The organism is Streptomyces sp. McG3, from assembly GCF_018619185.1.
Taxonomy (GTDB): Bacteria; Actinomycetota; Actinomycetes; order Streptomycetales; family Streptomycetaceae; genus Streptomyces.
The window spans coordinates 1-26,129 of the sequence record NZ_JAAXYC010000046.1 but is presented as its reverse complement, the minus strand read 5'-3'; the positions used below and the strand labels follow the sequence as shown (position 1 = coordinate 26,129).

The 26,129-nt window shown below is 70.4% G+C and carries 21 protein-coding genes and 2 pseudogenes; 18 read left to right on the top strand and 5 right to left on the bottom strand.

The window, feature by feature from the left end; all coding sequences use genetic code 11:
• Window positions 1-22 precede the first annotated feature (22 nt).
• The 5 genes from HET64_RS10845 (at window position 23) to HET64_RS10825 (ending at window position 3,830) form a co-directional block, all read left to right on the top strand.
• Window positions 23-463 (top strand): DUF6278 family protein, encoded by a 441-nt coding sequence (locus tag HET64_RS10845; protein WP_215104257.1) that lies wholly within the window; start codon window positions 23-25, stop codon window positions 461-463.
• A gap of 136 nt (window positions 464-599) precedes the next feature.
• A complete protein-coding gene (locus HET64_RS10840; RefSeq protein WP_215104255.1) occupies window positions 600-1,343 on the top strand; it encodes an amino acid ABC transporter ATP-binding protein in 744 nt (247 codons plus the stop codon).
• A gap of 12 nt (window positions 1,344-1,355) precedes the next feature.
• Complete coding sequence (locus HET64_RS10835; RefSeq protein WP_215104253.1) at window positions 1,356-2,285, top strand: glutamate ABC transporter substrate-binding protein; 930 nt, start codon at window positions 1,356-1,358, stop codon at window positions 2,283-2,285.
• Between the two features lie 16 nt (window positions 2,286-2,301).
• Window positions 2,302-2,946 (top strand): amino acid ABC transporter permease, encoded by a 645-nt coding sequence (locus HET64_RS10830; RefSeq protein ID WP_007454866.1) that lies wholly within the window; start codon window positions 2,302-2,304, stop codon window positions 2,944-2,946.
• Window positions 2,943-3,830, top strand: coding sequence for an amino acid ABC transporter permease (locus HET64_RS10825; protein ID WP_215104251.1), 888 nt, complete (start codon window positions 2,943-2,945; stop codon window positions 3,828-3,830). The genes HET64_RS10830 and HET64_RS10825 overlap by 4 nt, the downstream gene beginning before the upstream one ends.
• Window positions 3,831-4,223: 393 nt before the next feature.
• Here HET64_RS10825 and HET64_RS10820 read toward each other — a convergent pair whose 3' ends face one another.
• Window positions 4,224-5,456: an ROK family transcriptional regulator gene (locus HET64_RS10820; protein WP_215104249.1), complete on the bottom strand. Its 1,233-nt coding sequence runs from the start codon at window positions 5,454-5,456 to the stop codon at window positions 4,224-4,226.
• A 136-nt stretch (window positions 5,457-5,592) separates the two neighbouring features.
• On the opposite strand from HET64_RS10820, the gene HET64_RS10815 reads away from it, so the two are divergent.
• From HET64_RS10815 to HET64_RS40065, 7 genes and pseudogenes are all read left to right on the top strand, one after another.
• Window positions 5,593-7,074 carry a sugar ABC transporter ATP-binding protein gene (locus HET64_RS10815; RefSeq protein ID WP_215104247.1) on the top strand — a complete coding sequence of 494 codons (1,482 nt, stop codon included), beginning with the start codon at window positions 5,593-5,595 and terminating at the stop codon, window positions 7,072-7,074.
• The gene (locus HET64_RS10810; protein WP_215104245.1) at window positions 7,071-8,174 is read left to right on the top strand and encodes an ABC transporter permease; all 1,104 of its coding nucleotides are present in this window, start codon (window positions 7,071-7,073) and stop codon (window positions 8,172-8,174) included. Before HET64_RS10815 ends, HET64_RS10810 begins: the two co-directional genes overlap by 4 nt.
• Complete coding sequence (locus tag HET64_RS10805) at window positions 8,171-9,202, top strand: ABC transporter permease (RefSeq protein WP_215104243.1); 1,032 nt, start codon at window positions 8,171-8,173, stop codon at window positions 9,200-9,202. Before HET64_RS10810 ends, HET64_RS10805 begins: the two co-directional genes overlap by 4 nt.
• Window positions 9,199-10,434: a substrate-binding domain-containing protein gene (locus HET64_RS10800; protein ID WP_215104241.1), complete on the top strand. Its 1,236-nt coding sequence runs from the start codon at window positions 9,199-9,201 to the stop codon at window positions 10,432-10,434. The genes HET64_RS10805 and HET64_RS10800 overlap by 4 nt, the downstream gene beginning before the upstream one ends.
• The gene (locus HET64_RS10795; RefSeq protein ID WP_308369966.1) at window positions 10,431-11,339 is read left to right on the top strand and encodes a sugar phosphate isomerase/epimerase family protein; all 909 of its coding nucleotides are present in this window, start codon (window positions 10,431-10,433) and stop codon (window positions 11,337-11,339) included. Before HET64_RS10800 ends, HET64_RS10795 begins: the two co-directional genes overlap by 4 nt.
• 142 nt (window positions 11,340-11,481) lie before the next feature.
• The gene (locus HET64_RS10790; protein WP_251145124.1) at window positions 11,482-14,901 is read left to right on the top strand and encodes a ThuA domain-containing protein; all 3,420 of its coding nucleotides are present in this window, start codon (window positions 11,482-11,484) and stop codon (window positions 14,899-14,901) included.
• 71 nt (window positions 14,902-14,972) lie between these two features.
• Window positions 14,973-15,079 (top strand): annotated as a pseudogene (locus tag HET64_RS40065) (amino acid ABC transporter permease); the annotation flags it as partial.
• 32 nt (window positions 15,080-15,111) lie between these two features.
• Here HET64_RS40065 and HET64_RS10785 read toward each other — a convergent pair.
• Window positions 15,112-16,707, bottom strand: coding sequence for a CocE/NonD family hydrolase (locus HET64_RS10785; protein WP_215104234.1), 1,596 nt, complete (start codon window positions 16,705-16,707; stop codon window positions 15,112-15,114).
• 203 nt (window positions 16,708-16,910) lie between these two features.
• Entirely contained in the window at window positions 16,911-18,122 is a 1,212-nt protein-coding gene (locus HET64_RS10780; protein WP_215104232.1) for an Ig-like domain-containing protein, read from the bottom strand.
• A gap of 146 nt (window positions 18,123-18,268) precedes the next feature.
• On the opposite strand from HET64_RS10780, the gene murJ reads away from it, so the two are divergent.
• A complete protein-coding gene (gene murJ, locus HET64_RS10775) occupies window positions 18,269-19,918 on the top strand; it encodes a murein biosynthesis integral membrane protein MurJ (RefSeq protein WP_215104230.1) in 1,650 nt (549 codons plus the stop codon).
• 11 nt (window positions 19,919-19,929) lie between these two features.
• Here murJ and HET64_RS10770 read toward each other — a convergent pair whose 3' ends face one another.
• Window positions 19,930-20,673, bottom strand: a complete 744-nt coding sequence (locus HET64_RS10770) for a hypothetical protein (RefSeq protein ID WP_215104228.1) — start codon at window positions 20,671-20,673, stop codon at window positions 19,930-19,932.
• Window positions 20,674-20,779: 106 nt separating this feature from the next.
• Between HET64_RS10770 and ggt the strand changes: the two genes are divergently transcribed.
• Both ggt and HET64_RS10760 read left to right on the top strand, forming a co-directional pair.
• Window positions 20,780-22,597, top strand: a complete 1,818-nt coding sequence (gene ggt / locus HET64_RS10765; protein WP_215104226.1) for a gamma-glutamyltransferase — start codon at window positions 20,780-20,782, stop codon at window positions 22,595-22,597.
• Window positions 22,598-22,734: 137 nt separating this feature from the next.
• Window positions 22,735-23,463 carry a glycoside hydrolase family 75 protein gene (locus HET64_RS10760; RefSeq protein WP_215104224.1) on the top strand — a complete coding sequence of 243 codons (729 nt, stop codon included), beginning with the start codon at window positions 22,735-22,737 and terminating at the stop codon, window positions 23,461-23,463.
• 20 nt (window positions 23,464-23,483) lie between these two features.
• On the opposite strand, the gene map is transcribed toward HET64_RS10760, so the two are convergent.
• On the bottom strand, window positions 23,484-24,251 hold the full coding sequence (map, locus tag HET64_RS10755) for a type I methionyl aminopeptidase (RefSeq protein ID WP_215104222.1): 768 nt from the start codon (window positions 24,249-24,251) through the stop codon (window positions 23,484-23,486).
• Between the two features lie 73 nt (window positions 24,252-24,324).
• On the opposite strand from map, the gene HET64_RS10750 reads away from it, so the two are divergent.
• The 3 genes and pseudogenes from HET64_RS10750 to HET64_RS10740 form a co-directional block, all read left to right on the top strand.
• Window positions 24,325-24,594 (top strand): helix-turn-helix domain-containing protein, encoded by a 270-nt coding sequence (locus tag HET64_RS10750; protein ID WP_018961443.1) that lies wholly within the window; start codon window positions 24,325-24,327, stop codon window positions 24,592-24,594.
• 54 nt (window positions 24,595-24,648) lie between these two features.
• Window positions 24,649-25,029 (top strand): PPOX class F420-dependent oxidoreductase, encoded by a 381-nt coding sequence (locus HET64_RS10745; protein WP_215104220.1) that lies wholly within the window; start codon window positions 24,649-24,651, stop codon window positions 25,027-25,029.
• A 157-nt stretch (window positions 25,030-25,186) separates the two neighbouring features.
• Window positions 25,187-26,129 (top strand): annotated as a pseudogene (locus HET64_RS10740) (hypothetical protein); the annotation flags it as partial.

Sequence of the window (26,129 nt, the reverse complement as noted above, 5' to 3'; positions counted from 1 at the left end):
GCGGGGATGGGACCCTAGTGGTATGAACATCCCTTTCTTGGACAACTGGCGTAAGCGTCAGGGGGGTACGCATTCAGGCGCACTCGCCGCAGCCGTCGAGGCAGACCCCGACGGTGTGGCCGAACTGCTCGCCGAATGCGAACTGCTGCGCGTCAGGGCGGGGCAGCACGGACTCGAACTCGATGACACCCCCGCCTCGTTGGCCGCGCTCGACCAGCTGCCGCCCCGCTGGCGCGACGACCCCGAGGAGCTTCCCTGGCTCGGCAACGACGCCGGTCTCTACCTCGGCACCGTGATCGTGCGGACCGTTCCGGGCGCGGCATGGGACGTCTGGCCGAGCGGTCAGCCCGTGGTGCGGCTGGAGTCCGGGCGGGAGATCGACGTCGTCGCGGCCGGACTCGACTGGGCGATGGCGGGCAGCCCCGAGCTCTCCCAGGTGTACGCGGAGTCCGCCGAGAACTGAGCCGCGAGGCCGCTCTCCTCGCCTAATCCAGTTAAAAAGCCTTTTGCGCTATTTACGCGTGTCGGGTGCGAAGTCCCTTTTCGCGATGGATAGTTTGCGCTGACCTCGACACAGCGACAAGTGGGTAGGGCAGCGCATGGCCGTCGATCCGTTGATCGAACTGAGGGACGTCAACAAACACTTCGGGGAGTTGCACGTACTTCAGGACATCAATCTCACCGTCGGCCGCGGGGAGGTGGTGGTGGTCATCGGCCCCTCCGGCTCGGGGAAATCCACCCTGTGCCGGGCCATCAACCGGCTGGAGACGATCGAGTCCGGCAGCATCAGGATCGACGGCAGACCCCTCCCCGCGGAGGGCAAGGGCCTGGCCCAGCTCCGTGCCGAAGTCGGCATGGTCTTCCAGTCGTTCAACCTCTTCGCCCACAAGACCGTGCTGGACAATGTCTCGCTGGCCCAGCTCAAGGTCCGCAAGCGCAAGAAGGGCGAGGCCGACCGGCGCTCCCGCGAGCTCCTGGAGCGCGTCGGCCTGGCCGCCCACGCGGACAAGTTCCCCGCCCAGCTCTCCGGCGGCCAGCAGCAGCGCGTGGCCATCGCCCGCGCCCTGGCCATGGACCCCAAGGCGCTCCTCTTCGACGAGCCCACCTCGGCGCTCGACCCGGAGATGATCAACGAGGTCCTGGAGGTCATGCAGCAGCTCGCCCGGGACGGCATGACCATGGTCGTGGTCACCCACGAGATGGGCTTCGCCCGCTCCGCGGCCAACCGCGTCGTGTTCATGTCCGACGGCTGCGTCGTCGAGGACCGCACCCCGGAGGACTTCTTCACGAACCCTTCGAGCGACCGCGCCAAGGATTTCCTGTCCAAGATCCTCAAGCACTGAGGGGAGGCTTCCATGTTGCGCACGAGGAACACGCGCACGGGCAGGACCGCCGCCCTCGTGGCCGGTTTTCTGCTCGCCGCACTCGCCGCGGGCTGCGGCAAGGACGGCAGCCCGCCGGTCAAGGGGCCAAAGGCCGAGGCACTGCCGGTCTACCAGGTCGACACCGGCTTCGAACTGCCCGACTCCCGCACCTGGACCAAGGCGAAGAAGCGCGGCCATCTGGTGGTCGGCGCCAAGGAGGACCAGCCGTACCTGGGGGAGAAGGACCCCGCGAGCGGGATCTACTCCGGGTTCGACATCGAGATCGCCCGCATGATGTCGGCCTCGCTCGGCTTCGACCCGGAGACGATCCGCTTCCGCACGATCGCCTCCGCCAACCGCGAGACCGCCCTGCAGAACGGCCAGATCGACTACTACGTCGGCACCTACACCATCAACGACATGCGCAAGAAGCTCGTCGGCTTCGCCGGCCCGTACTACATGGCCGGCCAGGGGCTGCTGGTGCGTACCGACGAGAACGACATCAACGGGCCCCAGGACCTGGCGGGCAAGACCGTCTGCTCGGCGGCCGGCTCCACTCCCTACCAGCGCATCGCCGCCGACTACCCGAAGGCGACGCTCGTCGCGTACGACACGTACTCGATCTGCGTCGACAACCTCCTCACCTTCCAGGTCGACGCCGTCACCACCGACGACGCGATCCTGCTGGGTTTCGCGGCCAAGGCGCCCGACGAGATGAAGGTCGTCGGCAAGCCCTTCTCCCAGGAGCCGTACGGCATCGGCGTACCGCGCAACGACAACGCGCTGCGCAACGCTCTCAACGACGCGCTGGAGGCCAACGAGAAGGACGGCAACTGGAAGAAGGCGTACGAAGCGACCCTGGGGCTCTCCGGAGCACCCGCGCCGACCCCGCCGCCCATCGACCGCTACCCGGCGAACTGAGGGGACGGCCCCACCCATGGACGTACTGACAGAGAACTTCTCCCTCTACGGCAAGGGCTTCCTCGGCACCGTCGAGCTGACCGTCTACGCCTCCGCGCTGGCGCTCGTCCTCGGCTTCCTGATGGCGTCCTTCCGGGTCGCGCCCGTCGGCTCCTTCCGGGTGCTGGGCACGGTCTGGGTCACCGTGCTCCGCAACACCCCGCTGACGCTGCTGTTCTTCGCGGTCCTGCTCGGCCTGCCCCGCTTCGGGCTCGTCCTGCCGTTCCAGGTCTTCGCCGTGCTGGCGCTCGGCTGCTACACCTCGGCCTTCATCTGCGAAGTGCTGCGCTCCGGCATCAACACCGTGCCCAAGGGGCAGGGCGAGGCCGCCCGCAGCCTCGGTATGAACTTCGGCCAGACCCTGAGCACCGTGGTGCTGCCGCAGGCGTTCCGGTCGGTGATCCCGCCGGTCGGCTCGACACTGATCGCGCTGGCGAAGAACTCCGCGATCGCCGGGGCGTTCAGCGTCACCGAACTCCTCGGCACCTACAAGACGCTCAACGAGCTGGGCTACAGCATCATCTGGTCCTTCATCTGGATCGCCGTCGGCTACCTGATCATCACCCTGACCATCAGCGCGGTGTTCAACGTGATGGAGAAGCGCTGGGGAGTGGCACGATGACCAAGACCCTCACCCGCAGGCCCGCCCTGCCGGCGGCCACCGCGCTCTACGACATCCCCGGCCCGGTGACCCGCAAACGGCACCTGATGTACGGGATCGCCTCGACGGTGGTGATCCTGGCGCTGTTCGGCTGGATCGTCTACCTGCTCTTCGACACCGACCAGTTCACCGCCGAGAAGTGGACGCCCTTCGCGTACAAGGGCATCCAGGAACTGCTGCTGCGCGGCCTCGGCAACACCCTCAAGGCGTTCGCGTACGCCGCGGTCCTCTCGCTCGTCCTGGGCGCGGTCCTCGCGGTCGGCCGGCTCTCCGAACACCGGGTGCTGCGCTGGATCTCCACCCTGCTCGTCGAGTTCTTCCGGGCCATGCCGGTGCTGGTGATGATCTTCTTCATCTTCGTGGCGCTGAAGGTCCAGCCGCTGCCCGCCCTGGTCGCCGGGCTGACGCTCTACAACGGCTCCGTCCTCGCGGAGGTGTTCCGCACCGGGATCAACTCCGTGGACCGGGGCCAGCGCGAGGCGGCGTACGCGCTCGGCATGCGCAAGACACAGGTCACCACGTTCGTCCTGGCTCCCCAGGCCGTACGCGCGATGCTGCCGACCATCATCAGTCAGCTGGTGGTCGCGCTCAAGGACACCTCACTGGGCTATCTGATCACCTACGAGGAATTCCTCCACGCCGGAAAGCTGATCGCGTCGAATCTCGACTACGATCTTCCCTTCATCCCCGTCGTGATGGTGATCTCTCCGATCTACATCGGGATGTGCATGCTGCTCTCGTGGTTCGCCACCTGGGTGGCCCGCCGTCAGCGGCGCAGTCCGAAGACGGAGGCGGTGGGGGTGGCCCCGGCCGAACCGGGGACGCTGCTGCCGGGAGGGCAGTAGCCGGGTCCTGCCCGCCCGGCAGCAGTCGGTGATCACTTCTCGCGCAGCGGGACCGAGAGATGACTCGGGTCCGTGCCGGGCGAGGAGAAGGTCAGCTGCGCGCCGGTCGGGTTGGCCCAGGTTGGCTTGAATCAGCTCTACCCGGCCTCGATGGGCAGGATCCTTCTCCCCTGCGTCTCCCATGGCGGCAAGGGGCGAGCCGGCGAGGTCGAGGACGTCCTCGCCGGTCCGCAGTCGGTGGATCAGCTGCCGCACCTGCGCGTTGGAGGGGACCGCTCGACGGATCGCCCCCGGGCGGGGGGAGGCCCGTGTGTGCCGTGCAGGCCGGGTCGAGGACGGCGTCGGGCGGCGCGTCCGGTTGTCGTTTCGTGCGCCCGGCGGTGTCGGCTGCGCTCACACCGCCGCGTCCGTCGTCAGGGCGCGGTCGACCTGGGCGGGGGACAGCGCGTGCTCCAGCGCCAAGGTGCCGGCACCGATTGCCCCCGCGTTCTCACCGATCCTGCTGGGTTCGATCCGCAGCACGTGGGTCGCCAGCGGATTGGACCGGCGGTAGACCGCTTCGCGGACACCGGCGAGAAGTTGGTCGTGCACGGCGGCGAGGGCGCCCCCGACGACGACCGTTTCCGGGTTGAAGAAGTTGACCAGCCCCGACAGCACCTCGCCGACCGAGCGGCCGGCCTCGCGGACCATGCGGACGGCCTCGTGGTTTCCTTCCATGACCAGTTGCACGATGTCGAGGCTCCCCGCGGCCTCAAGACCCGCCGCTCGTAGCCGAGCAGCCAGCGCGGCGCCACCCGCGATGGCTTCCAAGCAGCCCGAGTTGCCGCAGTGGCACGGCTCGTCCCGCTCGCCCACCCGGATGTGCCCGATGTCTCCGGCCGACCCCTGTGCACCCCGGTGGATGCGGCCGTCGGCGACGATGCCGCAACCGATGCCCGTGCCGACCTTCAGGTACAACAGGTGCAGCGTGTCCGAGAACGCACGTCGTTGCTCGGCCAGGGCCATGACGTTCACATCGTTGTCCACGAGTGCCCGAACGCCGAACCGGTCCTCGAAGAACTGGGGAATGGGGTACTGGTGCCAGCCCGGCATGATCGGCGGATCCACCGGACGCCCCGTCGAGAACTCCACCGGGCCGGGCACGCCGACGCCGATGGCCCGAAGCGTCCGCGATGCCGTCCCGTCAGCCGTTTCGAGCAAGGTGTGCAGAGTGCGTTCGACGTGGCCGAGGACCGCCTCGGGCCCGTTCGCAATGGTCAGCGGGTCCTCGCGAGCCACGATCAGGGTGCCGCCCATGTCCAGCAGCCCGACCCGGCAGTGTGACGCCCCGATGTCGACCCCGGCTATGGCGTGCCCGTAGGTGCGCAGAGCGAGGCGACGCGGTGGGCGGCCGCCGGTGGAGGGCGCTTCGGCGTCCTCGTCGACGAATCCGTGAGCGATGAGGGCATCGATCCGCTGGGAGACGGTGGAGCGGGCGAGCCCGGTATGCCGGGCGATCTCGGCGCGCGTGACGGCGTCGCCGGAACTGATCAACGCCAGGATGTCGCCGGGTGTCTGACCGATGGGCGAACGCGGGGCGGAACCGGACTCCGAGGGCGGAGAAGACGAGGAGACGTGAGTGTTCACTTGTGCAACCTTATGGCCGTGATCAGCTTCGGACCATGCTTTGTTCGACGATCAGGCAAAGTAATGAGTTTCTGCGTCACTATTGGTCTCGCTTTAAGTGTTGACAGGACAAAGTTGGGTCGCAATCCTGCCGAGCATGCTGACGATGAGCAGTGTCTCGAAGAGCTTCCTCGGGGCTCGGGTGTTACACGGGGTATCACTCGACCTGAAACCGGGCGAGGTTCACGCCCTGGTCGGGGAGAATGGCGCGGGAAAGTCCACGCTGATGAAGGTGCTCGCCGGGGAGTACATCCCCGATGAGGGCACCATCAGCCTCGATGGCGCCCCCCACGTCTTTACCCACCCCGTGCAGGCGCAGGCCGCCGGAATCGCCCTTATCCACCAGGAATTCGCTCTCCTACCGCACCGCACCGTCGCCGAGAACGTCTTCCTCGGCCGTGAGCCGGTGCGCCGGGGACTGGTCGACCGCCGCACGATGGAGCGACGCACCGCCGAACTGCTCGCCGAGCTGGACGAAACCGGGATCGACCCCCGCATGCAGGTACGGGAGCTTTCGGTGGCTCGGCAGCAGACCGTGGAGATCGTCAAAGCGCTGGCAGCATCTGACGTCCGTGTGCTGGTCATGGACGAGCCGACGGCACCCCTCGCCGACCACGAGGTGGAATTGCTCTACGTGCTTATCCGCCGACTCGCCGCCCGCGGTATCGGCATTCTCTACATCAGCCATCGCCTGCGCGAGGTATTCGACCTTTCCCAGCGCATCACCGTGCTGAAAGACGGCCGCAAGGCCGCCTCCCTCACCACCGCCGCGACCACCCCCGATGAGGTGGTGCGGGCCATGGTCGGCCGTGAACTGCACGCGTACTACCCGCCCCGTGCCGAAGCCGGGGAGATCGGCGAGCCGCTCCTGACCCTCACCGACGCCGGCAATGAGCGCCTCACCGACATCGGGCTGACCCTACGGGCCGGCGAGGTCACCGGGGTCGCAGGCTTGCAGGGGTCGGGCCGTACCTCCCTGGTGCGGGCTCTGTTCGGCGCCGCACCGTTCACCCGGGGCTCGATGACCGTCGTAGGGCGTCCCATGCTGCCCGGCAGTCCGCGCCAAGCGATCCGGGGCGGTGTCGCGCTGGTCACCGAGGACCGCAAAGCCGAGGGCCTGGCCCTGCGCCAGTCCGTGCGGGACAACGCCCTGCTCGTCACGCGAGCCGTGTCCGTCGTCGGGGGACAAGATGTCGAAGGGCTCCTGGAGCGGGTCGCGCTGCGGTCCCGCGGCCTGGACCAAGAGGTGCGCTACCTCTCCGGGGGAAACCAGCAGAAGGTGGTCATCGCCAAGTGGCTCGCGGCCCGCCCCCGGGTGCTCCTGTTCGACGAACCGACCCGAGGCGTGGACGTCGGCGCGAAGTCAGCCATCCACACCCTCGTGCGCGATCTCGCCCGTGAGGGCCTCGCCGTGCTCATCGTCTCCTCCGAACTACCCGAGCTGATCGGGATGAGCGACCGGATCCTGGTGATGGCCGACGGAGCGCTGGTCGGCGAACTGCCCGCAGGCACCGCCGAGGAAGACATCATGCGACTGGCCACGGGTGACACCGGCCATGACCAGGGACGAGCGGCATGACGGCCATCCCCGGCGGGGCCGCGGCCGAGGCTGCGTCCCGCGGAAGCGTCCTGGGCCGCATCCGCCTGGGAGACCCCGTGGTCGCCGTGTGGCTGGCCGCACTCGCGGTCACCCTCGTCGGCTGGATGGTCGTGGCCGCGGACGGCGGCGAGTTCATGACCCGGTCCACCGTCACGGGCATCCTCCAGAACTCGGTCGCCCTGGGTCTCGTCGCGGTCGGCCAGTCGGTGGTGATCCTCACCGGGTCCCTCGACCTCTCCGTTGCGTATCTTGTCAGCCTCGGCACGCTCATCGCCGCGGAGATGATGGAGAGCGGAAACGTTGTCACCGCCGTCCTGGCCGTCCTCGCTCTGTCCGCCGCCGTCGGCGTCGCGAACGGGCTGATCGTCACCGGACTGAAGGTCAACGCGTTCATCGCCACGCTCGGCATGGCGTTCATCCTGCGCGGCTACATCGAAGACACTTACACCGGCCCTGCCGGCCACGTCCCCGCATCCTTCCGACGCCTGGGTTACGACCGCGTCGGCTTCGTTCCCGTATCCGTCCTCCTGCTGATCGCGGTCGCCGTCGTCGCATGGCTGATCACCCGGCGCACCCGCGTCGGCCACCACATGTACGCCACCGGCGGCGACGAGCACGCCGCCCGGCTGTCCGGTGTGCGCACGGGACGCGCCGTCGTCCTCGCACACGTGCTGTGCTCGCTGTGTGTCGGGGCAGCCGCCCTGTTTCTCGCTGCCCGGCTCGGTGCGGGCGCCCCCTGGGCCGGCACGGACGCCCGCTACGACCTGGAGTCCATCGCCGCGGTCGTGCTCGGCGGCACAGCCCTCGCCGGAGGACGTGGCGGCGTAGCGGGCACCCTCGGAGGCGTATTGGTTCTGTCCGTGCTGGACAGCGTCTTCAACCAGCTCTCCGTCGATCCGTTCTTCAAGAACGTCGTGCGCGGTGTCGTCATCATCGCCGCCGTCGCCATCTACGCCCGGCCCCGCTCGGACCGGGCCGCCCGACGACCGCGCCGCGCGGGCCGGGGACAAGCGCAAACGGGGGGACAAGCGAAAACGAGCGGGGCGCCCGGCGTCCAGGGGCAGGAGCAGTCGGCATGACCACGACGACCACGACAGAAGACCCGACTCCCAACACCGCCGCCCGGGCGGTCCGGCGCCTGGGCACCGGCGCCCCCGTCCATGTGCTCCTCGTCGTCCTGCTCGCAGCCTTGGCGCTCACCAACCCAGGCTTCTACGAACCCGACAGCTTCCTTGCCTTCGTCAAGCGCGCGGCCCCGCTGGTGATCCTGGCCGCGGGCCAGTATCTCGTCATCGTCTCCGGCGGCTTCGACCTCTCGGTCGGCGCGGTGGTGACCGTGGGAGTGGTGGCCGGGGCCGAGTTCTACGGCTCCTACCCGGGCGCCCCCTGGCTGCTGGTCACCGTGGGACTGCTGGTCGGCGGGGCGTTGGTGGGGTTGGCCAACGGGCTCATCACCACCAGGCTCCGGGTGCCGTCGTTCATCGCCACCCTCGGCATGATGCTCATTCTGGAGGGTGCCGTCTTCTACTGGACCGGTGGTTCCCCGCAGGGCGTGCTTCCGCAGAGTTTCCGGGAGTTCGGCCGCGGCTCCGCGGGCGGCTGGCTGCCCTGGGCGGTCCCCGCCTGTCTTGTGGTCGGAGCCGCCGCCGTGTGGCTGATGCGCTCCGACTTCGGCCGTACCCTCCTCGCCACGGGCGACAGCGAACGTACCGCGCACCTGTCGGGCGTACGGGTTCCTCGCGTCCGCGTTCTGGCGTTCGTGCTCTCGGGTACGGCCGCCGCGCTGGCCGCGGTGCTCGTCGCCGGGTTCTCCGGTGTCTCCGCCCAGGCCGGCCGCGGCCTGGAGTTCGAGGCCATCACCGCCGTGGTCCTCGGCGGGGTCCTGCTCGGTGGTGGCCGCGGATCCGTGGTCGCCGCCATGGCCGGGGCCTTCTCACTCCAAGCACTCTTCACACTGCTCAACCTCCAGGGAGTGTCCGGCGCCCTGGAGTCCACCGTCCAGGGCGTCATCGTCATCGCGGCCGTCGGCCTCGGAGCCGCCGGGCTCCCGGGACTGAAGCGGCTGCGCCGTCCCCGTACACAACCCTCCGGAGGCACCTCCTCATGAGCCGCGCATCTCGTACCGGACGACCCGGCGGTCCCGCCCGCCTGGCTGCTCCTCTCGCCGCCCTGCTGGCCGCGGCGTTGTTGTCCGCCTGCTCCTCCGATGTGCCACAGGACGGCCCGGGGGCCGGCGCCACTGCCTCCGAACAGTCCCGACCGGGTGGTGAGGACGCGGAGTTCTTCGACCAGGCCGAGTACGAGCGTCAACTGTCGCTCGCCGGGGCGACACCCCAGGGTCCCGCCGACAAGCCGTGGGAGCAGATGCTGAACCCGGAGATGACCGACACGTCGAAGTACGCGATGAAAGGCGGTGCCAAAGGCGTCCATCTCTGCTTCTCCAACGCGGGCGTCTTCAACCCCTGGCGGCAGGTGGGGTTGAGGAGCATGAAGGCGGAGGTGAAACTGCACGACGAGATCACGGACTTCACCGTTCTGGACGCGCAGGGCAAGGACGACAAACAGATCTCCGACATCCAGGAGCTGTCGGGCCAGGACTGCGACGCGCTGATCGTCTCGCCCAACACCACCGCCACCCTCACTCCGGCGGTACAGGAGGCGTGCACCAAGCTCCCGGTGATCGTCTTCGACCGCGGCGTACAGACCGACTGCGGAGTCACCTTCATCAGCCCCGTCGGCGGCTACGCCTACGGCGCCGCGGCAGCCGACTTTCTGGTCGACGAGGTGGACAGCGGCGGAAAGATCGTCGCGCTACGGATCTCACCCGGCGTGGACGTCCTGGAAAACCGCTGGGCCGCGGCGAAGAAGGCGTTCGACAAGGCCGGACTCAAGGTGGCCGAGGTGAAGTTCACCGACGGCGACCCCTCGAAGACCAAGTCGATCGTCTCCGATGCCCTCTCCCGGCACGGCACCATTGACGGGGTCTGGATGGACTCCGGTGCCACCGGCGTCGCAGCCGTCGAGGCGTTCGAGGACGCCGGCAAGGACGTGCCGCCGATCACCGGCGAGGACCAGCAGGACTTCCTCCAGGCGTGGAAGGACAAGGACCTCACCGCCATCGCACCGACCTACCCCACCTTCCAGTGGCGTACGCCCGTCATCGCCGCGCTGCGCGTCCTGGGCGGACAGGAGGTGCCGAAGCAGTGGACACTGCCGCAGCCGGTCGTGACGAAGGAAACCTTCGACTCCTACTACGAAGAGGGCATGCCGCCGCTGCACTACGGTGCCTGCGGCTGCGAGAAGCTTCCCGGCTACCCCGGCGAATGGGGCGGCAAGTGACCCCGAACGTACGGCGAGCGATCGGCGCCAACCCCTGGATCTGGCACTCACCAGTCACCGACAAGGCCCTTGAAGAGGTGCTGCCGCGCCTGGCCGCCTGGGGCTTCGACTGCGCCGAACTCCCACTGGAGCAGCCCGGCGACTGGCAGCCCGCCACCACCGCCGGCCTCCTGGCCGACCAGGGCCTCACGCCCGCCGCGGTGTGCGCCGTGATGCCGCCGGGGCGCGATCTCGTCCGCGCCACGCCCACGGTGGTCCGCACCACCCAGGACTACCTACGGCAGTGCGTCGACGCGGCCGCGCTGCTCGGCGCCCCCGTCGTGGCCGGCCCCGTCTACGCCGCCGTCGGCCACACCTGGCAGATGGACGACGGCGAGCGAACGGCGGCGTACGAGCAGTGGCGGGAGAACATCGCGCCGGTCGTCACACACGCTGCCCAGACGGGCATCCGGATCGCCGTCGAGCCGCTCAACCGGTACGAGACGAGCCTGTTCAACACCATCGACCAGACAGTTGCGGCGATGGACGGACTGTCCGCCCAAACCATAGGGGTCGCCCTCGACACCTACCACCAGAACATCGAGGAACGGTCGCTGCCGGACGCCGTACGCCGGGCCACCGGCCGCATCTTCCACGTCCAGGTGTGCGCCAACGACCGGGGCGCACCGGGCGACGACCACCTGGACTGGCCAGGATTCCTCGACGCCCTGGACGACGAGGGCCATCAGGGACCCCTGTGCATCGAATCCTTCACCGCCCACAACGCGACCATCGCAGTCGCCGCCTCCATCTGGCGGCCGCTCGCCCCCAGCCAGGACGACCTCGCCACCCGGGGCCTCGCCTTCCTCCGCCAGGCCGAACGACGCCCCACCTCTGCCGCCCTGCCTGACCCGACACCGGCTTGAGCGCCGGTTCGGCACTCGTGTTCCCGCCCCGCGTCCGATGTCCGCAAGAGCCATCCACGTACCACATCTACCGCCGCAGGAGCCGCACATGAGATCCAGAACGACGAAATGGGGGCTGAGTTTAGTCAGCTCCGCCCTCCTCATGACCGGCCTGAGCGCCCCGGCCTCCGCCCACCCCGAGGGCTTCCACGTCCTCCTGTTCACCAAGACCGCACCCGGCGCCTACCGGCACGGCTCCATTCCGGCAGCCATCACCATGTTCGACCAGGTCGCCGCCGAACGCGGATGGGAGCTGACCACGAGCGAGGACTCGGCCGTCTTCAACGACACAGACCTCGCCGAGTACGACGTGATCGCCATGGTCCAGACGTCCGGCATGGTCTGGGAGACCGACGCCCAACGCCAGGCCATGCAGAGCTACGTCCGCGACGGCGGTGGCATCGCGGCCATCCACAACACGCTCGACATGGGCATCGAGAACGAATTCCCCTGGTGGGACCAGCTGGTCAACGGCGGCGCGCACATGCCCGCGCACTCGCCCGGCAGCCTGAAGGGCACCGCCAAGGTCGCCGACCGCGTCCACCCCTCCACCTCGCACCTTCCCGACCGCTGGGAACGCACGGAGGAGTGGTACAACTTCGACCCCAACCCGCGCGGCGACGTGCACGTCCTGGTCACCGCCGACGAGACCACCTACGATCCGGGCAGCGAGGCCATGGGGGCCGACCACCCGATCTCCTGGTGCCGCGATGCCGAGGGCGGCAGTGTGTGGGCCACCGCCATGGGCCACGACAACGCCAGCTACTCCGACCCGCTCTTCCGCGACCATGTCGTGGGCGGCGTCGAGACCGCGGGCGGCAAAGTCGCGGCAGACTGCGGTCCCACGACCTGGGCCGACTACGAGAAGGTCCCGCTGGACGAGAACACCGTCGGCCCCGCCGCCCTGGACATCGCCGACGACGGCCGGGTCTTCTACGCCGAGTACGGCGGCAAGGTAAAGGTGCACAAACCCGGCACCGGCGATGTGCTCACCGCCGCCACGCTCGACGTCTACACCGGAGGCGAGGACGGACTGACCGGCCTCGCACTGGACCCGGACTTCGCCACCAACCGGTGGATCTACCTGATGTACTCGCCGGCCGGCGGCACCGAGGACATCGCACGCGTGTCCCGGTTCACCGCCAACGGCGACACCATCGACAAGGCCAGCGAAAAAGTGGTCATGAAGGTCCCCTCCTCACGTCAGTCCCCGGAACCGGGACACACCGGCGGATACATCGCCTTCGGCCCGGGCGGCAACCTGTACATAGGCACCGGCGACGACGTGGAACCGTTCCGCTCCGACGGATACGCGCCGATCGACGAACGTCCGGGACGTGCGGACAACGATGTCCAGCGCACCTCCGCGAACACCAACGACCTGCGCGGCAAGATCCTGCGCATCCACCCGGAGGACGACGGCACCTATACCGTCCCGACCGGCAACATGTTCGCCCCCGGAACAGCGAAGACCAAGCCCGAGATCTACGCCATGGGCTTCCGCAACCCCTTCCGCTTCTCCGTCGACCCGGAAGACGGCACGGTCTACGCCGCGGACTACGGCCCGGACGCCGGCTCCGACAACGCGGCCCGAGGGCCGGCGGCGATCGTCGAGTGGAACGCCGTCAAGGAGCCGGGCTTCTACGGCTGGCCGTACTGCGTCGGCGACAACATCCCCTACCGGGACTACGACTACGCCACCGGCCAGTCCGGACCCGACTTCAACTGCGCGGCTCCGGTCAACGAGTCACCCAACAACACCGGCCTGACCAACCTCCCGGCGGCCAAGAAGGCAGACGTCTGGTACGGCAACGGTGTCAACGGGGGGAAGTTCCCGGAGATGGGCGAGGGCGGCGAGGCGCCCGCCGCCTTCCCCGTGTATCAGTACGACCCCGACAACCCCTCGGAGACGAAGTTCCCGGCCTACTTCGACAAGACGCCCTTCTTCGGCGAGTGGTCGCGCAACACACTGCACGAGTTCCGCCTGGACGACGAGGGGAAGCTGCTCAAGATCAACGACTTCCTGCCGGACCTGAGCCTCAAGTCCCCGATGGACATGAAGTTCGGCCCCGACGGGGCGATGTACCTGCTGGAATGGGGCAGCGGCTTCGGCCGGGACAACCCCGACTCCGGCCTCTACCGCATCGACTACAGCTCCGGTGACCGACGCCCCCTCGCCAAGGCCACCGCCACCCCGACCTCCGGGCCCTCGCCGCTGACGGTGAAGTTCTCCAGCGCGGGTTCGCACGACCCCGAGGGCGGCACACTCTCCTACCGCTGGGACTTCGGCGACGGAGCGACCTCCGACCAGGCGTCCCCGACACACACCTACACCGGGAAGGGACAGTTCACCGCCCAGCTCACCGTCACGGACACAGGCGGCCGCACCGGCACCGCCAACCTCACCGTGACCTCCGGCAACACCGCGCCGACCGTCGAACTCTCCGTGCCGAACGGCGGCATGTACGACTGGGGCGACCGCATCCCGTACACGGTGAACGTCACCGACCCGGAAGACGGCACGATCGACTGCGGCAAAGTCAGGACCGTGCCCTCGCTCGGACATGACGAGCACGCGCACGACACCGACGTGATCACCGGCTGCTCAGGCACCATCGTCCCGGAGACGGATGCCGGTCACGCCGACCTGAACGTGTCCTACGTCGTCTCCTCCAGCTACACGGACAAGGGCGCCTCCGGGGTGCCTGCCCTGGGCGGCAGCGCCAAAGCGTTGCTTCAGCCCAAGCACAAGCAAGCCGAGTTCTACACTCGTCAGTCCGGAATCCGGGTCGTGTCCCAGGCAGGCGCCGAGTCCGGCGGCCGGCTCGGCGACATCAGCGACAACGACTGGGTCTCCTACTCCCCGGTCAACTTCACGGGCATCGACAAGGTCTCGCTCAGACTTTCCTCCCCTACGGGCGGGGGAACGGTCGAACTGCGTGACGGCTCCCCATCGGGCGCGCTGCTCGCCACGGTGCCCGTCCCGAGCACCGGCGGCTGGGACGCCTACCAGAACACACCGGCGGTCGACGTCACCAAGCCCGCCGGGACGACCGAGCTGTACCTGGTCTTCAAGACGACCTCGGGCAACTCGTTCGACATCGACTCGCTGAACTTCGTCGGGAACGGCGTCGCACAGGGCGGTGCGTCCACCGCGAAGCAGATCAAGGGCGTCGGCGGCAAGTGCGCTGACGTGAACGCCAACAGCTCGGCGAACGGCACCAAGGTGCAGCTGTGGGGCTGCAACACCGGTGACAACCAGAAGTGGCAGGCCACCGGTGCCACACTGCGGTCGCTGGGCAAGTGCCTCGATGTGGACGGCTGGGGCTCCGCCGACGGGACCAAGGTCCAGCTGTGGGACTGCACCGGCGGCGCCAATCAGGACTGGTCCGTGGGGTCTGACGGCACCATCCGCAACCGCGGCATCTGCCTCGATACCGCGGGTGGCAGCGGGGCCGATGGAACCCAGCTGATCATCTCCCGGTGCGACGGCCGTGCGTCGCAGAAGTGGACGGTGACCTGACCGGAACGGGCCGATCGACGGTGCGGAGCGAGAATCGTCCCTCGCTCCGCACCTGTCCCGTACGCCCCACCGCGTGGTTCGCCACCTGGGTGGCCCGCCGCCAGCGGCGCAGTCCGAAGACGGAGGCGGTGGGGGTGGCCCCGGCCGCACCGGGACGCTGCTGCCGGGAGGGCGGTAGCCGGGTCCTGCCCGCCCGGCAGCAGTCGGTGATCACTTCTCGCGCAGCGGGACCGAGAGATGACTCGGGTCCGTGCCGGGCGAGGAGAAGGTCAGCTGCGCTCCGGTCGGGTTGTGCTCGATGTACAACGGATCGACGGTGTCGATCACCAGGGCGAGCCGGTGACCGGCGGGGACGTCGTAGGCCGTGGAGTACAGCTCCAGGTCGACGGGGAACGGCCGGCCCGGCGTCTGCCCGTGGAAGGTGTACGGAGCGTTGCTGACCAGTTTGCCGATGCCGAGCGGCCCCACGTCGTAGAGATACGCGACGAGGGTGCCGCTCGGCTTCGTGCTGGTGACCGTGGTGTGCAGTGCGGACGTGCCCCGGATCCGCTGGGCGGTGGCGTACCGCTCCGACTGCCAGACGCTCGCGAAGGTGCGCGGCAGCAGGGGCACGGAGACCGTCGGTGGCAGCTTCAGGAACTGGTCCAGCGCGTTGGACAGGATCGCGATGCCCCCGTTGGCGCCCGAGTCGACGTTGGCCCACACCTTCTTGGTGCCGTCCAGCGGGATCCGGTTCTTCACCGCGCCGACCGACTTCCAGTCCGGGTAGCCCTCGTACCCCTGGTCGGTGCGGGACTTGAGCTGGACGGGAAGCTCGGTGTCGATGCCGTTGCGCTCGCCCTTGAGATAGCGGTCGAACCAGCGGCGGGTGCTCGTCCAGGTGTCATTGGGCAGCCCGAGCAGACCGGTGGCCTCGGCGGTGGCGTGGTCGCCGGGGCGGAACTCCAGCCGCTTGGGGCCGGTGAGCTTGTCGTAGAACGAGGCGTACTGGTTGGGCGGGAAGATCGTGTCGCCCCAGGCGTTGCCCATCATGATGGCCGCGCCGTTGGCGTTGATCCGGTCCAGATACGTCGCGGGGGAGCGCTTCTTCCCCCAGGCGATCATCTCCGGCTCCTTCTCCAGGTTGGAGCCGAGGAAGTCCTTCAGCGTCTGCGTCAGTTCGTCTCCGGGGCGGCCGGTGACCAGGCCCGCGCCGCCGAGCAGGGCGGCGGCCTGGAGGTGCTGGGTGCGCCCGCTGTAGATGGAGTCGATCAGGTCGGCCCAGCCGCTGAGCGCGGCCACCGCCTTGATGCGCGGGTCGTGCCCCGCCGCCAGCAGGCTGATGCCCGCCCCGTAGGAGACGCCGCCCATGCCGACGCGGTCCGGGTCGGCGGAGGTGTGCTCCAGCGCCCAGTCGATGACGGCGGAGGCGTCCGCGCTGTCCGGCGGGCCCGCCACCTCGATCTCCCCGCCCGACAGCCAGAAGCCGCGCGAGGTGTAACTCACCACGACGTAACCGGAGTCGGCGAGCTTCTGGGCCTGGGCCAGGTACTCGATCTGCGGCATGGCCCAGCTCGTCGGGAAGACGATCAGTGGATGCTTCGTCCCGGCCGCCGCCCCGGCGGGCGTGAAGACGTTGCCCTTCAGGGTGATGCCCCCGGACCCGGGGATGTCGTGGAACGTCAGGCCCTGGGCGGTCGTGCCCGCGGGTGCGGTGCCGGGGGCCGCCGTCGCGGCCGGGGCGGCGACGAGCGCGGCCCCGGCGAGCAGGGCGACGGCGGTGGTGATCGAAGCGGTGGTGCGCAGTGCCGGTTTCGGACGTGCCACGGGGTCACTCCTCACGCGTGTCAGTGCAAAGTGACCCGACGGTAACCCCGGTTGTTTACCGCTGGTAACTACCGGGTGCGTTGCGTGAAGGTAACGATTGTTGGACGTGGCGTCAGTAGTGCTGCGGGCCCGGAGCACGTCGGTGGCGCTCCGAGGCCGCGGCACCGCTGACGTGCTCCGGGCCCGGAACGGGCCCTACCGGGCTACCTCGTCAGGGCACTCTTCGCCGCCCAGTCCTCCCACGAGAGGTTCCAGGCGCCGTACCCGTTGCCCTCGGCGACCGTGCCCTTGGCCTGCGCGCCGGTCATCTCGAACGGGTCGCCCACCCGTACCTGCCCGTACAGGGCCGCGGCGTCCGCGTCGCTCATGCCGACGCAGCCCGAACTCCGGTTGGCCTGACCGAAATAGCCCGCGTTCCACGGGGCCGCGTGCACGTACATCCCGGACCAGGTCAGCCGCATCGAGTAATCGACCATCTTGTCGTAGGCGTCGCCCAGGCCCACCGTCTCGGAGCGCATGTTGATCGTGCCTTCCTTCGACATCAGGACCGCCGTGCCCCGCCAGGAGGCCTTCTCGCCGCCCGGGGTGCCCGCCGACATCGGGATGTCCAGGACCTGCTTCCCGTCCCGGTGCAGGGCGAGCCGGGACCGGTCGAGGTCGACCTTGACCACCTGGGCCGCGCCGACCGTGAACGTCGTCGTGTAGTCGCGGACGAACCAGCCGCCGTCCGCACCCGTGTCGACCCCGTTCAGCCGTGCGTCCAGGGTGACCTTCGTTCCGGGCTTCCAGTACTCCTCGGGCCGCCAGTCGACGCGGTCCTTGCCCGAGTAGTCCTGGAGCCAGCCCCAGGAGCCCTCGGTGTCGTTGGACGTCGAGACCTTCAGCGCCCTCTCGACGGCCGCCTTGTTCTTCACGGGGTGGTCGAAGACGACGGACAGCGGCTGGGCGATGCCGACGGTCGTGTTCTTCCCCGGCGCGAGGAGGAGCTTGTTGACCTTCCCGGCCTCGGCGGTGGCGAACGCGGCCCGGTCGCTGCCGCCGTCCGTGTCCCGCGCCTCGACCGTGTACGCGGTGCCGGGCGCGGCGACCCGATCGGATGTCCAGGTCCGGCCGTCGGCGGATATCCTCCCGGTCAGCGTGCCGTCCTTGCCCGCCGCCACCGACACCGTCTTCAGCCTTCCGTGAGCCAGCGTCACCTTCACCGGTCCGCCCGGGGCCGCCGCCGTGCCCGTGAGGTTCACCGAGACGCTGGTGCCGGGCTCCTCGGCGTCCCCGCCCACCTCGGCGGAGCCCGAGGGGTCGCCCGCGCACGCGGTGAGCGCGGCGGCGAGCAGGGCCGCGGTCCCGGTCAGGGCGAGCCGGGCCCTCCGGCCGGCCGGGGCGGAACGACGGATGCGCGGACGTGCGGAACTCAACGGAAAAACCTCCAGGGCAGGGGTGCTCACCAGGGGAGAGGCATTTCCCTCATGTCGGGTTCCTTCCTTTCCCGGGAGAAACCTCACTGCTCGGTCCGGAGTACGCTCCACCGTCGGCCAGCACCTCGGAACACGGGAGACCATCAGTGAGCGCGACCGTCGACAGCACCACCGGCCCCCCGGTCCGCTCCGCATCGGTGCTGCGCAGCGGGGCTGTCATGGCGGCCGGCTCCGTCGTCTCGCGCGCCACCGGCTTCGTCCGCTCGGCCGTCGTCGTCGCCGCTCTCGGCACCAGCCTGACCGCCGACGGCTACACGGTCGCCAACACCGTGCCCAACATCCTGTACATCCTGCTCATCGGCGGCGCGCTCAACGCGGTGTTCGTCCCCGAGCTGGTCCGGGCGGCCAGGGAACACGCCGACGGGGGAGCCGCGTACACCGACCGGCTGCTCACCCTGTGCGCCGTCGGCCTCCTCGCGCTCACCGGGTTCGCGGTGGCGGCGGCGCCCCTCATCGTCGGCGTCTACACCGACTACGACGGACGCCAGGCCGAACTGACCGTCGCCCTCGCCCGCTACTGCCTGCCGCAGATCCTCTTCTACGGGCTCTTCACCCTGCTCGGCCAGGTCCTCAACGCCCGCGGCCGGTTCGGCGCGATGATGTGGACCCCGGTCCTCAACAACGTCGTGATCATCGGGGTGTTCGGGCTCTACATCGGCGTCGCCGCCGACTCCGACGGCACCCTCTCCAACGCCGACGCCCACCTCCTCGGCTGGGGCACCACCGCCGGGATAGCCGTGCAGACCCTCGCCCTGATCCCCGCCCTGCGCGCCGCCCGGTTCCGCTGGCGGCCCCGGTTCGACTGGCGTGGCAGCGGACTGACCCGGCCGGTCCGCGCGGCCGGCTGGCTGGTGCTGCTGGTCCTCACCAACCAGCTCGCGTACTGGGTCGTCACCCGGCTCTCCACCGCCACCGGACAGCACGCCGTCGAACAGGGCGTCGCCGGCGGGGCGGGTTACACCGCGTACAGCTACGCCTATCAACTCTGGGTCGTCCCCCAGGGGATCATCACCGTCTCGCTGGTCACCGCGCTGATGCCCCGGATGAGCCGGGCCGCGGCCGACGGCGACCTCGCCGGGGTGCGCCGCGACGTCGCGTACGCCCTGCGCACCAGCGCCGCCGTCGTGGTGCCCGCCGCCACCGCCCTGCTGGTGCTCGCACCATGGGTGATCGGCTCCGTCTTCGGGTACGGGCGCACCACCGCCGCCGACATCACCGTGATGGCCGGAATCATGATGGCCTTCGCCCCCGGTCTGATCGCCTTCTCCGGGAGTTACGTCCTCTCCCGCGGCTTCTACGCGATGGGCGACACCCGCACCCCGTTCCTCCTCAACCTGGTGATCGCCGCCGTCCAGGCGGGCCTCTCGGTCGCCGCGTACCTCCTGCTTCCGGCGCGCTGGGCGGTGACCGGGATGGCGGGGGCGAGCACGGTGTCCTTCTGCGCCGGGTTCGCCGTCACCGGTTACGTCCTGTCCCGCCGGCTCTCGGGCACCGGTGCGGGTTCGCTGCTGCGGTCGCCGACCCTCGGCGGGCACGCGCGCCTCGTCGCCGCCTGCCTGCCCGCCGGCGCGCTGGCGTACGGTGCGGCGCGTGCGGCGGAGGGCGCGGGCGACATGGCGGCCGCCGGGGCCGGGACGCTCACGCTGCTGCTCGTGGTGGTGCTGCTGGCCCGGCCGTTCGGGATAGGCGAGATCACCGGGGCGGTGGCGGCCGGCCGGGCGCGGCTGCGCCGCTGACGACGGGCCGGTCAGCCGCCGGCCCGGTGGGAGGCGGGCGTGCTGGGCACGGGAGCCTGGGCCTCGCGCGTCACATCGCCGACTAGCTCGACCACATCGGGGCCGTACGCACCGGAGTTGACGACCCTCAGCAGCAGGCAGAACGACTTGGCACCGTGCTTGCGGCGCAGCTTCTCGTAGTTGCGCGCGACATAGCGGGTCGCCGCCTGGTTGGTGATGGCCCGCTGACCGCAGAACAGGAAGACCGGGCGGGCTTCTTGACTGCCCGTCAGGCGTGCCAGCAGGACGTACTCGGAGGTGCCCGGCTCCAGCCGGTAGCGCTCCGAACCGATCTGGAACGCCACCCGGTCCGGGCCCGGGTCCTGCTCGACGTTGATCCGCACCCCGGGGAGCAGGGTCCGCAGGTGCGCGGCCATCCGCTGGTTGGACGTCGGGCCGCCGACGCAGAACTCCGTGCGCTCCCCGAACCCCTGCTGGGCCGTGTCGTGCGTGACGATCTGCGCGTGTGCCGCACAGTCCTTGATGAGGGCGGAGAGTTCGAGCAGGGCGAACGCGTCGTGACGGTGCACCGACCCTTCGGCGCCCGCGTAGCGGTTGACGACGAGCAGGCATTCGGAGTTCGCCGGCAGCCCGAAGAAGGCCTGTTTGCGGCGGAGTCCCCGCCGCCAGAGGTAGGTCCGGGCGAGCCAGCCCAGCGAGGCACTGATCCCGGCGGCTATCACGCCCAGCACGATGTTGCGCACGTCGTCCGTCATGGGCGCGCATGGTATCGGTCATTCGGGTAACCGTTCGAGGCGGTCCTGACGATCGGGCTCCCCCGGGGCTACCCTGCGGCGGGAGATCCGTTGACTGGAGGTACGTATGCGCCGTTCCGTCGGCCGGAACACGTCGCTGTTGGCCGTCCTCGCCGTGGTCGCGTCGGTGGGAGCCGCCGCCCCGGTGGCCTCGGCACCGTCCGCCGCCCCGCGTCCCGCGCCACCCAAGTCCCCGGTGGCGGTGGGCTACGGGGGAGCGGTGGCGAGCGTCGACCCGGACGCGTCGGCCGCCGGGATCGAGGTGCTGCGCAAGGGCGGCAACGCGGTGGACGCGGCCGTCGCCACGGCTGCCGCGCTCGGCGTGACCGAGCCGTACTCGGCGGGCATCGGCGGCGGTGGCTACTTCGTCCACTACGACGCGAAGAAGCGCGCCGTGCGGACGATCGACGGCCGCGAGACCGCGCCCCGCAGCGCGGACGCCTCCCTCTTCCTGGAGAACGGCAAGCCGATCCCCTTCGAGGAGGGCGTGACCAGCGGCCTCGGCGTCGGCACGCCCGGCACCCCGGCCACCTGGGAGCGGGCCCTGGACGCGTGGGGCAGCAAGTCCCTGCGTACGCTGCTGAAACCGGCCGAACGCCTGGCCCGGGACGGCTTCGTCGTGGACGGCACCTTCCGCTCGCAGACGGCCTCCAACCAGGCCCGGTTCGCCGACTTCCCGGCCTCCGCCGAGCTGTTCCTGCCGGGCGGTGAACTCCCCGTGGTCGGAACCGTGTTCAAGAACCCCGACCTGGCCCGTACGTACGAGAAGCTCGGCCGCAAGGGCGTCGGGGAGCTGTACCGGGGTGAGTTGGCCGACGACATCGTCCGCACGGTGCGCAAGCCGCCCGTCGACCCGGACGCCACCCGGGTGGTGCGGCCCGGCGACCTGACCCGTGAGGACCTCGCCGCCTACCGGACCCTGCGCAAGGACCCGACGAAGGTGAGCTACCGGGGCCTGGACGTCTACGGCATGGCACCCTCCTCGTCCGGCGGCACCAGCGTCGGCGAGGCCCTCAACATCCTGGAGTCCACCGACCTTTCGCGCGCCGACCGGGTGCAGTACCTCCACCGCCTGATCGAGGCGAGCCGCATCGCGTTCGCCGACCGGGGACGCTGGGTCGGCGACCCCGCGTTCGAGGACGTCCCCACGAAGGAACTGCTGGGCCAGCGGTTCGCCGACGCGCGGGAGTGCCTGATCCGGGACGACAAGGCGCTGACCAGCCCGCTGGCGCCGGGCGACCCGCGCGACCCCGAGCGGTGCGGCAGCGGCGGCACGGCCGCGCCCACCACGTTCGAGGGTGAGAACACCACCCACCTGACGACGGCCGACAAGTGGGGCAACGTCGTCGCCTACACCCTGACCATCGAGACCACCGGCGGCAGCGCCATCACCGTGCCCGGCCGGGGCTTCCTGCTCAACAACGAACTGACCGACTTCTCCTTCGCGCCCGCCAACCCGGCGGTGCACGACCCGAACCTCCCGGGTCCGGGCAAGCGGCCGCGCTCGTCGATCTCCCCGACCATCGTGCTGCAGCACGGCAAGCCGGTGCTCGCCCTCGGCTCGCCGGGCGGGGCCACCATCATCACGACCGTGCTCCAGTCGCTCACCGGACACCTGGACCGGGGACTCCCGCTGGTCGACGCGATCGCCGCGCCGCGCGCCAGCCAGCGCAACGCGCCGACGACGGAGATCGAGCCGGACCTGTGGAACAGCCCGGTCCGCGCGGAGTTGGAGAAGCTCGGCCACGCCTTCAAGCAGAACCCGGAGATCGGGGCCGCCACCGGGGTGCAGCGACTGCCCGACGGCCGCTGGCTGGCGGCGGCGGAGAAGGTGCGCCGCGGCGGCGGCTCGGCCATGGTGGTGCATCCGGGCGGCGGTCACTGAGCCGGCCGGACGAAGCAGGGGCCCCGGGGGCCGGTATCACGCGAAACAGCGCGCGGTGCCGGCCCCGTGGCCTTGGCGTGCCGGCAAGGGGACCCGTACGGCGGTCCCTCGGTCTACGGGAAGGGTCCTTCCGCACCATGCGCACCCGCATGCTCGCCCTGACATCCGCCGTCTGCGGCGCCGCGCTCCTCGGAGCGGCGGCCCTGCCCGCGTCCGCCACCGGCCCCGGGGCCGGTGGCGGACAGGAGCCGGAAGGGGCCGGGACGACCGCCGTCGAAGGGAACGCGAGCGCCGCGGAACTGCTGGCCGAGGTCCGCGCCTGCGCCCGGATCTCGAAAGGCGCCTACCGCACGGACAGCGGCAGCTCCAAGGCGACGGTGTCCGTCTGCGGCACCAAGGACGCCGTCTTCTGGAAGGCGGACATGGACATCGACTGCGACGGCCGGAAGACGAAGGCCTGCAACCGGAGGACCGATCCGTACTTCCTCCCGGAGACCGCGTTCCAGAGCTCCCGCGGCGAACCCCTGGACTCGGCCGCGCTCCCCCATGTGGTCGTACCGGGCCCGAGCAAGGTGTGGGACCACCGGAAGTCGGGGCTCACCGGCGGCAGCGTCGTGGCGGTCGTGTACCGGGACCGGGTGCGGTACGGCGTGATCGGCGACACCGGCCCCACGGGCATCATCGGGGAGGCGTCGTACGCCATGGCGAAGACCCTGGGCATCGATGCCGACCCGTCGACCGGAGGCGCCGAGTCCGGGGTCACCTACATCGCGTTCAAGGACTCCCGTATCTCCCCGATCGAGAGCCGCGCACGGGCGCGGAGCCGGGGAGCGGAACTGGCCCGGGAGTTCGTCGGGCGCTCATAGGAGGGTGGTCCCCACGGTGCTCACAGCGCGGTCAGGACGCGCGGGCCGTCGTTCGTGATCGCCACCGTGTGCTCGGCGTGCGAGGCGCGGCTGCCGTCGGTGGTCCGCAGTGTCCAGCCGTCCTCGTCGTGGCGGAACTCGTCGCCGCCACCGCCGATGAGCATGGGCTCGATCGCCAGGACCATGCCGTGCCGCAGCACCATGCCGCGCCCCGGCCGTCCCTCGTTCGGCACGGACGGGTCCTCGTGCATGGACCGGCCGATGCCGTGGCCGCCGTACCCCTCCAGAATGCCGTAGCCCGCCTTCCGGCAGACCGTGCCGATCGCGTGGGCGATGTCGCCGATCCGGTTGCCGGCCACGGCCGCGCCGATCCCGGCCGCCAGGGCCTCGTTCGCGGCGTCGATGAGCCGGGTGTCGGTGGGGCGGGCCTCGCCCACGGTGAAGCTGACCGCCGAGTCACCGGCCCAGCCGCCCAGGAGGGCTCCCGCGTCCACGCTGACGAGGTCCCCGTCGCGCAGTGGATCGGCCGAGGGGATGCCGTGGACGACCGCGTCGTTGACCGAGACGCAGATGACGGCCGGGAACGGGGTGGGCGCGAAGTGCGGCTTGTAGTTCAGGAAGGGCGAGGAGGCCCCGGCCTCGCTCAGCACCTCGCGGGCCGCCTCGTCCAGTTGGCGGGGGGTCACGCCGACCGCCGCCACCTCCCGCGCCCGGGTCAGGATCTGCGCGACGACCCGGCCGGCCTCGCGCATCGCTGCCATGTGTGTGTCCGTCTTGATGTGCACCATGCCCATTACTATACCGGTCGAACCGGTATAGTAATGACGGTATAGAAATGGCGATCCGTAGTACGATGGGCGCATGGTTCGCACCCCTCTGACACCCGAAGAGCGCCTGCGCGGCGAACGGCTCGGCGCGCTGCTCCGCGCGGCGCGCGGGGAGCGCAGCATGGCGGCCGTCGCCGCGAGCGCCGGAATCTCCGCGGAGACCCTCCGCAAGATCGAGACCGGCCGCGCACCCACTCCCGCCTTCTTCACCGTGGCCGCCCTCGCCGGTGCGCTGGGCCTCTCCATGGACGAGATCCTCGGCCGCTGCGCGCCGGAACCGGCCGCCGTCCCGTTGATCGCGTAGACCGGGCCGGGCCCTGACCGGCGAGCCGCCCGTCGGAGCGCGTAGGGTCGCGCCGTGACTCTCCAGGACTTCGCGCGCAGCGAGTACGTCAGCCTGACCACGTACCGGAAGAACGGCACACCCGTCGCCACGCCCGTCTGGGCCGCCGCCGAGGGTGATGTGCTGTACGTCTGGACCCGCTCCGACTCGTGGAAGGTCAAGCGGCTGCGCAACAACGGCAAGGTCGTCGTCACCGTCTGCGACGTACGCGGCAGGATCGCCGAAGGGGCCCCCGGCGCGGAGGGCGAGGCGAAGCTCCTCGACGAGGACGGCACCCGCGCGGCGCGCAAACTGCTGGCGCGCAAGTACACCTGGAAGTTCTGGCTCGTCGACTGGCCCGCGACGGTCGCCCGGCTCGGCAAGCGCCCGCACACCGGGATCGCCATCACCTTCTGACTTCGGCCGCCGTCGCCGGAGCGTGAAGGGGTGCGCGGTCGGCCGGTGTGCTCCCGCCGCATCGCGCCCGAAAGCTGCGCGTAGCCGCCCCGTAACACGTCTGCGGTCGAATGCCTCCGGACTGGAAGGCTCCAGTCGACGGTCGGCGAGGGCGACGATGACGGTGCATCAGCAGGCTTACGAAGTAGGGGCGTTCGCGCAGTACCTGCGGGAACTGGTGGCACGACTGGACCCCGGACGCGGCTGGTACGGGGTCTTCGCCCGGCGCGACCCGGTCGGCATGCGGTCCTGCCTGGACGGGGTGGAGATCCCGCCCTGGGACGTGGTGGAGTCCTTGCTCGCGGACCTCGCGGCCCTGCACGGCGCCCGGTTCGCCGAGCAGGTCTCGGTCCGGGCCGCCGCGCTCTACTCCGCGTCCGCGGCCACCCACGACCGGCGGCCCGGCGGACGCCAGGAGCTCGTCCACCGGCTGGAGTTGATGGTCCGCGAGCAGCGCCGGGCGGCGGAACGCCTGCGCGGCGCCGGACCCGGCGGCCCGGACCCATCCGAACCGGAAGCGCTGGCCTGGGCCCGCGACGACCATGAACGCGCCACCGCCCGCTGCGCCGAGCTGCGGGGGCGGCTGGCGGCCGTGGCGGTTCCCGAGGGCTGGTTCCGGGCGGAGCACTCCGGCGAGCGGGGGACGGGAGCCGTAGCCGCTCCCGGGCCTGCCGGGACCGTCGAGCTACCCGCTGCGGGTGCCGGGCCCGCCGGGCCCGTCGAGCCGCCCGCCGGGACGGCCGGGGCGCCTGCCGGGACTGCCGGGGCGTCCGCAGGGGGTGTCGGGGTGTCCGCCGGGCCTGCCGGGGCGCCCTCCGCGACCGCCGAGTGGCCCGATGGGCCCGCCTGGTCCGTCAGGGACCCCCAGCCGCGTGCCCAGGCTCCGGGCCCGTCGGCCGGGCATCCGCGGCCCGGAGGGGCTGGGAACGGCGACGGACCCCGGGCCGAAGCCCCCGTGCCCCGGCGCAGGAAGCCGCGGGGAGCCCGGTTCGCCGGCCTGGAGGTCGACGAGGAGGAGGCCGGCTACGCCCCCTCGCCGCTGCCCGGCGACCGGATCCGGC

Excerpts from the sequence above, each read along its gene's own strand:
- HET64_RS10845 (WP_215104257.1), top strand. The coding sequence starts at position 23 with ATGAACATCCCTTTCTTGGACAACTGGCGTAAGCGTCAGGGGGGTACG.
- HET64_RS10840 (WP_215104255.1), top strand. The coding sequence starts at position 600 with ATGGCCGTCGATCCGTTGATCGAACTGAGGGACGTCAACAAACACTTC.
- HET64_RS10835 (WP_215104253.1), top strand. The coding sequence starts at position 1,356 with ATGTTGCGCACGAGGAACACGCGCACGGGCAGGACCGCCGCCCTCGTG.
- HET64_RS10830 (WP_007454866.1), top strand. The coding sequence starts at position 2,302 with ATGGACGTACTGACAGAGAACTTCTCCCTCTACGGCAAGGGCTTCCTC.
- HET64_RS10825 (WP_215104251.1), top strand. The coding sequence starts at position 2,943 with ATGACCAAGACCCTCACCCGCAGGCCCGCCCTGCCGGCGGCCACCGCG.
- HET64_RS10815 (WP_215104247.1), top strand. The coding sequence starts at position 5,593 with ATGCTGACGATGAGCAGTGTCTCGAAGAGCTTCCTCGGGGCTCGGGTG.
- HET64_RS10810 (WP_215104245.1), top strand. The coding sequence starts at position 7,071 with ATGACGGCCATCCCCGGCGGGGCCGCGGCCGAGGCTGCGTCCCGCGGA.
- HET64_RS10805 (WP_215104243.1), top strand. The coding sequence starts at position 8,171 with ATGACCACGACGACCACGACAGAAGACCCGACTCCCAACACCGCCGCC.
- HET64_RS10800 (WP_215104241.1), top strand. The coding sequence starts at position 9,199 with ATGAGCCGCGCATCTCGTACCGGACGACCCGGCGGTCCCGCCCGCCTG.
- HET64_RS10790 (WP_251145124.1), top strand. The coding sequence starts at position 11,482 with ATGACCGGCCTGAGCGCCCCGGCCTCCGCCCACCCCGAGGGCTTCCAC.
- HET64_RS10770 (WP_215104228.1), bottom strand. The coding sequence starts at position 20,673 with ATGACGGACGACGTGCGCAACATCGTGCTGGGCGTGATAGCCGCCGGG.
- ggt (WP_215104226.1), top strand. The coding sequence starts at position 20,780 with ATGCGCCGTTCCGTCGGCCGGAACACGTCGCTGTTGGCCGTCCTCGCC.
- HET64_RS10760 (WP_215104224.1), top strand. The coding sequence starts at position 22,735 with ATGCGCACCCGCATGCTCGCCCTGACATCCGCCGTCTGCGGCGCCGCG.
- map (WP_215104222.1), bottom strand. The coding sequence starts at position 24,251 with ATGGTGCACATCAAGACGGACACACACATGGCAGCGATGCGCGAGGCC.
- HET64_RS10750 (WP_018961443.1), top strand. The coding sequence starts at position 24,325 with ATGGTTCGCACCCCTCTGACACCCGAAGAGCGCCTGCGCGGCGAACGG.